Below are 8,360 nucleotides of genomic sequence, written 5' to 3' on the forward strand. Positions count from 1 at the left end.
TCGAGAACGGCGGCGGCTACGACGACTTCATGACGACCCTCGCGGACGCCTCGAACACGAAGGCCGACACCATCAACGTCGTGCAGCTCTCCGGCCTTGACAAGGGTGGCGACACCGGACTGCACCGTGTTCGGCTGGTCCGTGCCGGTCGCCGCGTCGCCGTCCACGACGTTCGTCGCGAGCCCGAGCTGGCTCAGTTCGGCCTGGACCTCGCTGGTCGGACGGCCGACGTAGTCGGACGAGTCGATGTCGATCCGGCTCACCGTCGGGGTCGCACTGGGCGTGCTCCGGGTCTGTGAGGGGCGGGGTTCGGAGCTGGTCGACGCGGACGGCTTCGGGTCGGAGGACCCGTTCAGCGCGAGCGCACCGACCACGGCCGCGATGGCCAGCAGGACGACGACGCCGACCACCCACCAGATCCAGGCGCGCCGCTTCTTCGGCTCCTCGTCCTCGACGGGCGACGGCGGGGTCCGGGGACCACCGACCGCGGCACCGGCCTGCGTGCCGATGAGGGCCGTCGCGGCGTCGTCGCCCCGCTGCTGCGGCGGGTTGAAGGCGACCGTCCCGGCCTCGGCGAGCATCGGGACCGCGACGGTGGCGGCGGCGACGTCACCGCGGCGGAGTGCCTGTGCCGCCCGCGCGAGGTTGGCGGCCGTGGCGGGACGGTCCGCCGGCTTCTTGGCGATGCACGACATGACGAGCGCTGCCACCGGCTCCGGAACGTCGGCCGGGAGCGCCGGCGGCTGCTCGTTGATGTGCGCCATCGCGATCGCGACCTGCGACTCGCCGGTGAAGGGACGTCGGCCCGCCAGGCACTCGTACGCGACGATGCCGAGCGAGTAGATGTCGGTCGACGGCGACGCCGGGTGGCCGCTCGCCTGCTCGGGCGAGAGGTACTGGACCGTGCCCATCACCTGGCCGGTGGCCGTCAGCGGAACCTGGTCGGCGATCCGGGCGATGCCGAAGTCGGTGATCTTCACCCGACCGTCGGGCGTGATGAGGAGGTTGCCCGGCTTGATGTCGCGGTGCACCAGACCGACCGCGTGTGCGGCCTGGAGGGCGTTCGCGGTCTGCGCCACGATGTCGAGCACCTTGTCGACCGGGAGCGTGTGCTCGCGCTCGATCATCGTGGACAGGGCCTCGCCGGGGACGAGCTCCATGACGAGGTAGGCGCTGCCGTCCTCCTCGCCGTAGTCGAAGACGTTGGCGATGCCCTCGTGGTTCACGAGTGCCGCGTGCCGGGCCTCGGCGCGGAACCGCTCGAGGAACCCGGGGTCCCCGAGGTACTCGTCCTTGAGGATCTTGAGCGCGACGGTGCGGCCGATGACCAGGTCGGTCGCCTGCCACACCTCACCCATGCCGCCGATCGCGACGCGGGACGAGAGCTGGTACCGCCCACCGAAGGTGAGCCCGCTGGTGGGTCTCATTTGTTCAGCACCGCCTCCATGACCTTCTTCGCGACCGGGGCCGCGACCGTGTTGCCGACCCCGGACTGCCCGAGACCGCCGCCGTTGCCGACCACGACGGCGACGGCGACCTCCGGGTCCTTCGCCGGAGCGAAGCCCGTGAACCAGAGCGTGTAGGGATCGCCCGTCCCGCCCTCGGCGGTGCCGGTCTTCCCGGCGACGTCGACCCCGTCGATCTTGGCATTGGTGCCGGTCCCGGAGTCGACGACGCTCTGCATCGCCTCGGTCAGGTCCCCCGCCTCGGACGAGGACAGCGGGCTGCTGAACTCCTTCGGCGAGAACGACTGGACCGTCTTGAGGTCGCTCGTCGTGATCGAGTCGACCAGGGTGGGCTGCATCACCGTACCGCCGTTCGCGATGCCCGCGGACACCATGGCGATCTGCAGCGGAGTGACGCGGACGCTCGCCTGCCCGAACGCGCTCAGCATGAGCTGGGCGGTGTCGTCGCTGACGTCGGGGTACTGGCTGGCCGTGGCCTGCATCGGGACCTCGATCTGGTCGCCGAAGCCGTACTTGTCGGCCATGCTCTTGATCGCGTCGTACCCGAGCTTCTGCCCGAGCTCGGCGAAGGGGATGTTGCACGAGTTCTGGATCGCTGTGCGGAGCTTGACCTTGTCCCCGCCACCGCAGCTGCCGCCCTCGGCGTTGTTGATGTAGGTGCTCGTGCCCGGCAGCTGCAGCCGCGACGGGTTCGGGAACGTCGAGTCGAGCGTGTACTTGCCGCCCTCGAGCGCCGCCGACGCGACGATGAGCTTGAACACCGACCCGGGCGTGTAGAGGTCGCCGGCGATCGCGCGGTTCTTGAGCGGCTGTCCGGCGTCCGCCTCGAGCGCCTTGTACTTCTCGACCACCTGCGACGTGTCGTGCGAGGTCAGGACGTTCGGGTCGTACGACTGCTTCGAGACCATTGCGAGGATCTTGCCGGTCTTCGGCTGGATGGCCACGACGGCGCCGGTGTTGTTCCCGAGGGCGTCGTACGCGGCTTTCTGCACGTCGGGGTCGATCGTCAGGTTGACGTTGTCGCCCTGGACGTCCTGGCCGGTCAGGATCGCGTTGAGGTTCTGGAAGAACGAGGCGTCCGAGTTGCCGGACAGCACGCCGTTCTCCGCACTCTCGATGCCCGCGTTGCCCTGGCCGATCGTGAAGTAGCCGGTGACGGCCGAGTACAGGTCGCCGTTCGTGTACTTGCGCTGGTACTGGTACTGGTCGTCCGACGGGGTGGACTCGGCGATCGGGCTGCCGTCGACGAGGATCGCGCCGCGCTTCGTGGAGTAGCTCGCGAGGATCGTCCGGGAGTTCCGCGGGTCGGCGCGGAGTTGCTCGGCCGAGAAGAACTGGATCGAGGTCGTCGACACGAAGAGGGCGACGAACATGAGCACGATGACGGTGGACACACCGCGGAGTTGTCGGTTCACCGCGCGCGCTCCTTCCTGGTCGCCCCTCGTCCGCGTGCGGCCGGGATCGCTCCCTGCTGCACGCGCTGTTCCGCCGGGATCGAGTCGGTCAGTCGCAGCAGCATCGCCGCGATGATCCAGTTCGCGATCAGCGAGGACCCGCCCGCGGCCATGAACGGCGTCGTCAGACCGGTCACCGGGATCACCCGGGTGATGCCGCCGACGACGACGAAGACCTGGAGCGCGATGATGAAGCCGAAGCCGACGCCGAGCAGCTTGCCGAAGTCGTCCTGCGCCATGAACCCGACGCGGATGCCGCGCGAGGCCAGGACGATGAACAGGGCGAGGATCGCGAAGACCCCGATGAGTCCGAGCTCCTCGCCGAGGGACGCGATGATGTAGTCCGCGTTCGCCACGGGGGTGATGTACGGGCGCCCCTGGCCGAGGCCGGTGCCGGTGATCCCACCGTTCGCGAAGCCGAACAACCCCTGCACGAGCTGGTAGCTGGCCTGCGTGTCGGCGTTGTAGATCGTGTTGTCGAACGGGTTGAGCCACTGTTCGAACCGGCCGTGCACGTACACGAGGACGGACTGGGCGACCAGGGCACCGCCGACGAAGAGGACGAGGCCGATGAGCACCCAGCTGAGCCGGGCGGTCGCGACGTAGATCATCACGAGGAACAGGCCGAAGTACAGCAGTGCGGTGCCGAGGTCGCGCTGGAACACCAGGACGCCCATCGCCGCCGCCCAGATGATGAGGATCGGGCCGAGGTCACGGGCGCGCGGGAGCGTCATGCCGAGGACCTTGCGGCCGACGATCGACAGCGAGTCCCGGGCGGTGACGAGGTACCCGGCGAAGAACAGCGCCATCGTGATCTTCGCGAGCTCGCCCGGCTGGAAGGTGAAGGACCCGAGCTTGATCCAGACGCGCGCACCGTTCACGTTGAGGCCGATGATCGGCAGCATCGGCAGCAGGAGCAGCACGATGGTCAGCAGCATGAAGATGTAGCGGTAGCGCTGCAGGAACCGGTGGTTCCGCACGACGAGCAGGACGACGATCGCCGCCGCCATCGCCAAGATGGTCCAGACGATCTGCTTGACGCCGACCGCGGCCCACCCCGTCAGCCCGTTGTGGACGTCGATGCGGTAGATCTCGGCGATGCCGATGCCGTTGAGGACCAGGGCCACCGGCAGCACGAACGGGTCGGCGTTCTTCGCGACGACGCGCAGCACGACGTGCATGATGAGCGCGAGGCCGAGGATCGTCGCGCCGGTCCAGAGCACCGACGTGTCGAACAGCCGGCCCTTGGTGCCGAGCTGCACGAGCACCATCGCGCCGGCGCAGATGCCGCAGGCGATGACGAGGAGCACGAGCTCGAGGTTCCGGGCCCGCGCGGGTTCGCGCAGCTTGATCGTGATCGCCTGCGTGAAGGACTGGGCGGTCGCGTTGCTCATCGCTTCGTCCCGCGGGTGGGCGTCGGGGTCGGCGAGCTCGTGGCCGAGGGCGTGGCCGACGGCGACGACCCGCCGGTGCCTGCCTGGTCCTGCCCGGTCTCGGCGGCCTTCCGCAGCCGGTCGACGATGTCGCGTGCGTCGGAGAGGGACTGTGCGTTGATCGTCGAGCGGACGTTCTCGCGGGTGTAGTCGGGCAGGCCGCTGACGCGGATGTCGGTGTCCTCGTAGACGTCGGAGAGCGCGATCGGCCCGATCGACTGCTGGACGCCCTTGTAGATCGCGACGGTGCCACGGTCGGACCCGACGTAGTAGTGGTCCTGCGTGATGCGCCAGCCGAGGAAGACCGCGCCGACCAGGGCGGCGATCGCGACGACGAGCGCGATGCTCCAGGCCACCCGACGACGGACACGGCGTCGGCGGTCCTCGGCGATGAGCTCGGCGAAGTACTGGTCGGACTCGGGCTCGAAGTGGGAGTCCTCGGGAGCCGTCGTGACCTTGAGCGGGTGCAGGAGGATCGTGGGGAGCCGGATCGGCTTCCGGCCGGTCGACGCCTCGAACGTCAGCGGCGCGGCCGCGGAGCCGACGGTCGTGGCCGCGTCGTCCTCGTCGACGACGTCGCCGTCGGTGACGTCCATGACGACGACCGTGACGTTGTCCGGGGCCCCGTGGTCGAGGGTCTCCTTCACGAGCCGCTGCGTCGCCTGGTTCGCGTCCATGTTCGACGCGAGCGCGTGCCGGATGCGCTCCTCGGCGAGGTACGACGAGAGGCCGTCGGAGCAGAGCAGCCACCGGTCGCCGGGCTGGATGTCCATGACGGCCGTGTCGACCTCGGGGGCGGCGTCGACGTCGCCGAGCACGCGCATGAGCACCGACCGCCGGGGGTGGACCGCGGCTTCCTCGGGGGTGATGCGGCCGCTGTCGACGAGGCGCTGCACGAACGTGTGGTCGGACGTGATCTGCTGGAGCTCGCCGTCGCGGTAGCGGTAGATGCGGGAATCGCCGATGTGTGCGATCGCGATCTGGTCGCCGACCCGGATGAGCGCGGACACCGTGGTGCCCATGCCGGTGAGCTCCTGGTGCTCGAAGACCGTCTCGGTGATGAGCTGGTTCGCGGCGATGAGCGCGGACTGCAGGGCGAACTCGGCGTCGTGCGCGGAGGGGAACTCGCGGTCGACCTCACGGATGCGGCGGATCGCGATCGCCGACGCGACGTCACCGCCGGCATGGCCCCCCATGCCGTCCGCCACCGCGAACAGGTGCGCCCCGGCGTAGCCGGAGTCCTGGTTGTTCGCGCGGATGCGCCCCACGTGGGACACAGCGGCGCTCAGCGTCCGTGCCGTCATCCGCGCCTACCGCCGCAGCTCGAACGTCGTCGTCCCGATCGTGATGGGCGTCCCCTCGGCGACGAGCACCGGGGCGGAGACCTTCTGACCGTTGACGAACGTGCCGTTGGTGGACTCGAGGTCGGTCACGACCCAGCCCTCGGCACGCAGATCGAGTCGGGCGTGGTTGGTGGACGTGTAGTCGTCGCGGATCACGACGTTGGACTCGCTGGACCGGCCGATCGTGATCGGACCGCCGCCGAGCGGCATCTCCATGCCCTCGCGCGACCCCTCGGTGATGACGAGACGGGTGGCGACGGGCGTGTTCGGCGCCGTGCTGCCGCCCTGGTTCAGGAGTTCGGTGAAGGCGCTCCCGGACGCCGACGCGGTGGCCGCGGTCGGGATCGACGGGGTGGTCGGACCGGACGGACCCGCCTTCGGGTCGGTCGGGATGGTGCGCACGCGCTGGCCGAAGAGGTCGCTCCGCAGGGCGAACACGATCACGAACACGAACAGCCACAGCACCGCGAGGAACGCGAAGCGCAGGACGAGCAGGGTCAGCCCCGTGGTCATCGAGCACCTCCGTCGTTGTCCGGGATCACCCGGAACACCATACGGGTACGACCGATCTCGATGGTGGAGTCCGGCTCCACGATCGCCTGCTGGAAGCGCTCGCCGTTCAGCTTCGAGCCGTTCGTGGACCCGAGGTCGTTCGCCTGGGCGTGCTTGCCGTCCCAGATCACCTCGACGTGCTTCCGGCTCGTCCCGGTGTCGGCGACCGTGATGTCGGCGTCCGACCCGCGTCCGATGACGGTGCGGCCCCGGTGGAGCTTGTGGCGCTGCGAACCGATGTCGAGCACGGCCACCCAGGCGAGGTCGCGCTGCACGGTCGAGGAGTCGATCTGCAGGATGCCGGTGGAGAGCGTGCCGTCCTGCTTGAGGGTGATCGACACCGGTCCGGAGAACGAGTAGTTCTGCGCGACCGCGTGCTGCTGCACCATCTGGCGGAGCTCGTCGATGAGCGGCTGGCCGATGTCCGTCATGCGCGTGCAGTCCGGCGGCGAGAGGCGCACGCTGAACTCGTTGGGCACGAGGATCCGCTCGCGGGAGACCACGGCGGCCTTCGTGTCGAGTTCGCGCCGGAGGGCGCTCGAGATCTCGACGGGCTGCACGCCGGAGCGGAAGGTCTTGGCGAACGCGCCGTTCACGGCACGCTCCAACCCTCGCTCGAAGCTGTCCAACAGGCCCATCGGTCTCCAGTGTTCTCGGTCACGGACCTCTGCATGGTAGTGGTTGGCGCCTGGCACCGTCTGTGCATGGTAGTGTTCTGGGGCTGGCGCGAGTGGCGGAATTGGTAGACGCGCACGGTTCAGGTCCGTGTGCTGGAAACGGCGTGGGGGTTCAAGTCCCCCCTCGCGCACCAGGCGAACGAGAGGCCCCCGGAGTGATCCGGGGGCCTCTCGCGTTCCGCCCGCGCCTTCGACACGTCGGCCGCGGCGCAGCCCCTCACCCGGCCTGGAGGCACGGCTCGGCCCCTCACCCGGCCTGGAGGCACGGCTCGGCCCCGCGGCGTCGGTCGCGTCTGCCGCGGCGCACCGTCGGCCCGACCGGGCCGCGCGTCAGGCGCTCGCCCGCCACACCACCTCGGTCGGCAGGACGAGCCCGTGCGGACCCTCGTCGTCGGTGCCGGCGATCTGGGCGAGGACCTGCCGGGCCGCCTGTTCCCCGAGGGTCTTCGCCGGCTGCCGGACGGTCGACAGCGGCGGGTCGCACCGGAGCGCCCAAGCGCTGTCGTCGAACCCGACGACCCCGATGTCCCGCGGCACCGAGCGGCCGGCCCGGTGGAGCACGTCCATCGCTCCGGCGGCGACGGCGTCGGAGGCGGCGAACACCCCGTCGACGTCGGGTGCCCGGTCGAGCAGCTCGCGCATCCCCTCGACCCCGGCGGTGTAGCTGAACAGGGGGTTCCCCGCGACGAGCGCGGGGTCGAAGCGGTCACCGAGCGCCTCGGTGAAGCCGGCGAGGCGGTCCTGGCCGGAGTCACGGTCGAGCCCGGAGGCGAGCATCCCGATCCGCTGCCGACCGGTCTCGACGAGACGACTCGTGATGGCGAAGGCCGCTGCGCGGTTGTCGATGCCGATCCACGACGTGTTCGCGGCGTCCGTCGGGTGGCCGACGAAGCACGCCGGGAGCCCCATCTCCTCGATCGCCCGGGTCACCGCGTCGCCGTCCCGGGCGGACAGCACGATGGCGCCGTCCACGAACCCGCCCCGGAGGTACTCGACGACGCGCTCGTCGTCGCGCGCCGAGTCGACCATGATCGTCACGAGCTGCTGGTCGGCCTCGGACAGCACGGCGTTCGTGCCGATGAGGATGTTCCCGATGTTGGGGTCGTCGAGCACCTGGACGGACGGTTCGTGCACGATGAGCGCGACCGCACCGGAGCGTCGCGTGACGAGGCTGCGGGCCGCGGCGCTCCGGACGTAGCCGACGCGGCGCACGGCTTCCTGCACGGCTTCGCGGGCCTTCGGGGAGACGTACGGTTCGTCGTTGAGCACCCGGGAGACCGTGCCGCGGGAGAGCCCCGCCTCGTCCGCGACGTCCTGGATCGTGGCGCGGGAGCGGGCGGTACGGACGTCGGACATGCGGCCACTGTAGCCGCCGGGCAGCGGCATCCCTCCACACCGGGCTTGACAACGGCCGCCGGACGGCGTTGACTCTGGG

7 protein-coding genes and 1 tRNA gene are annotated in these 8,360 nt (G+C 70.0%); 1 reads left to right on the forward strand and 7 read right to left on the reverse strand.

Features of this window, described 5'->3' with window-relative positions; translation table 11 throughout:
- From I59_RS02695 to I59_RS02720, 6 genes are all read right to left on the reverse strand, one after another.
- On the reverse strand, positions 1-1,427 hold a 1,427-nt coding region (locus I59_RS02695; protein ID WP_022902555.1), incomplete at its 3' end, for a protein kinase.
- Positions 1,424-2,881: a penicillin-binding protein 2 gene (locus I59_RS02700; protein ID WP_022902556.1), complete on the reverse strand. Its 1,458-nt coding sequence runs from the start codon at positions 2,879-2,881 to the stop codon at positions 1,424-1,426. The genes I59_RS02700 and I59_RS02695, both read right to left, overlap by 4 nt.
- Positions 2,878-4,314, reverse strand: coding sequence for an FtsW/RodA/SpoVE family cell cycle protein (locus I59_RS02705; RefSeq protein ID WP_022902557.1), 1,437 nt, complete (start codon positions 4,312-4,314; stop codon positions 2,878-2,880). The genes I59_RS02700 and I59_RS02705 overlap by 4 nt, the downstream gene beginning before the upstream one ends.
- Positions 4,311-5,657 carry a Stp1/IreP family PP2C-type Ser/Thr phosphatase gene (locus tag I59_RS02710; protein ID WP_031272569.1) on the reverse strand — a complete coding sequence of 449 codons (1,347 nt, stop codon included), beginning with the start codon at positions 5,655-5,657 and terminating at the stop codon, positions 4,311-4,313. Before I59_RS02710 ends, I59_RS02705 begins: the two co-directional genes overlap by 4 nt.
- A 6-nt stretch (positions 5,658-5,663) precedes the next feature.
- Positions 5,664-6,209, reverse strand: a complete 546-nt coding sequence (locus I59_RS02715) for an FHA domain-containing protein (RefSeq protein WP_031272570.1) — start codon at positions 6,207-6,209, stop codon at positions 5,664-5,666.
- Positions 6,206-6,886: a DUF3662 and FHA domain-containing protein gene (locus I59_RS02720; RefSeq protein WP_022902558.1), complete on the reverse strand. Its 681-nt coding sequence runs from the start codon at positions 6,884-6,886 to the stop codon at positions 6,206-6,208. Before I59_RS02720 ends, I59_RS02715 begins: the two co-directional genes overlap by 4 nt.
- Positions 6,887-6,972: 86 nt before the next feature.
- Between I59_RS02720 and I59_RS02725 the strand changes: the two genes are divergently transcribed.
- Positions 6,973-7,059, forward strand: a tRNA-Leu gene (locus I59_RS02725).
- Between the two features lie 196 nt (positions 7,060-7,255).
- Here the strand turns inward: I59_RS02725 and I59_RS02730 are convergent.
- A complete protein-coding gene (locus I59_RS02730; protein ID WP_031272571.1) occupies positions 7,256-8,281 on the reverse strand; it encodes a LacI family DNA-binding transcriptional regulator in 1,026 nt (341 codons plus the stop codon).
- Positions 8,282-8,360 lie beyond the last annotated feature (79 nt).

Source organism: Curtobacterium sp. B8 (assembly GCF_000333315.1).
Classification (GTDB): Bacteria; Actinomycetota; Actinomycetes; order Actinomycetales; family Microbacteriaceae; genus Curtobacterium; species Curtobacterium luteum.

Bases quoted from the DNA above. Each gene is read 5' to 3' on its own strand.
- I59_RS02705 (WP_022902557.1), bottom strand. From the start codon at position 4,314: ATGAGCAACGCGACCGCCCAGTCCTTCACGCAGGCGATCACGATCAAG.
- I59_RS02710 (WP_031272569.1), bottom strand. From the start codon at position 5,657: ATGACGGCACGGACGCTGAGCGCCGCTGTGTCCCACGTGGGGCGCATC.
- I59_RS02715 (WP_031272570.1), bottom strand. From the start codon at position 6,209: ATGACCACGGGGCTGACCCTGCTCGTCCTGCGCTTCGCGTTCCTCGCG.
- I59_RS02720 (WP_022902558.1), bottom strand. From the start codon at position 6,886: ATGGGCCTGTTGGACAGCTTCGAGCGAGGGTTGGAGCGTGCCGTGAAC.
- I59_RS02730 (WP_031272571.1), bottom strand. From the start codon at position 8,281: ATGTCCGACGTCCGTACCGCCCGCTCCCGCGCCACGATCCAGGACGTC.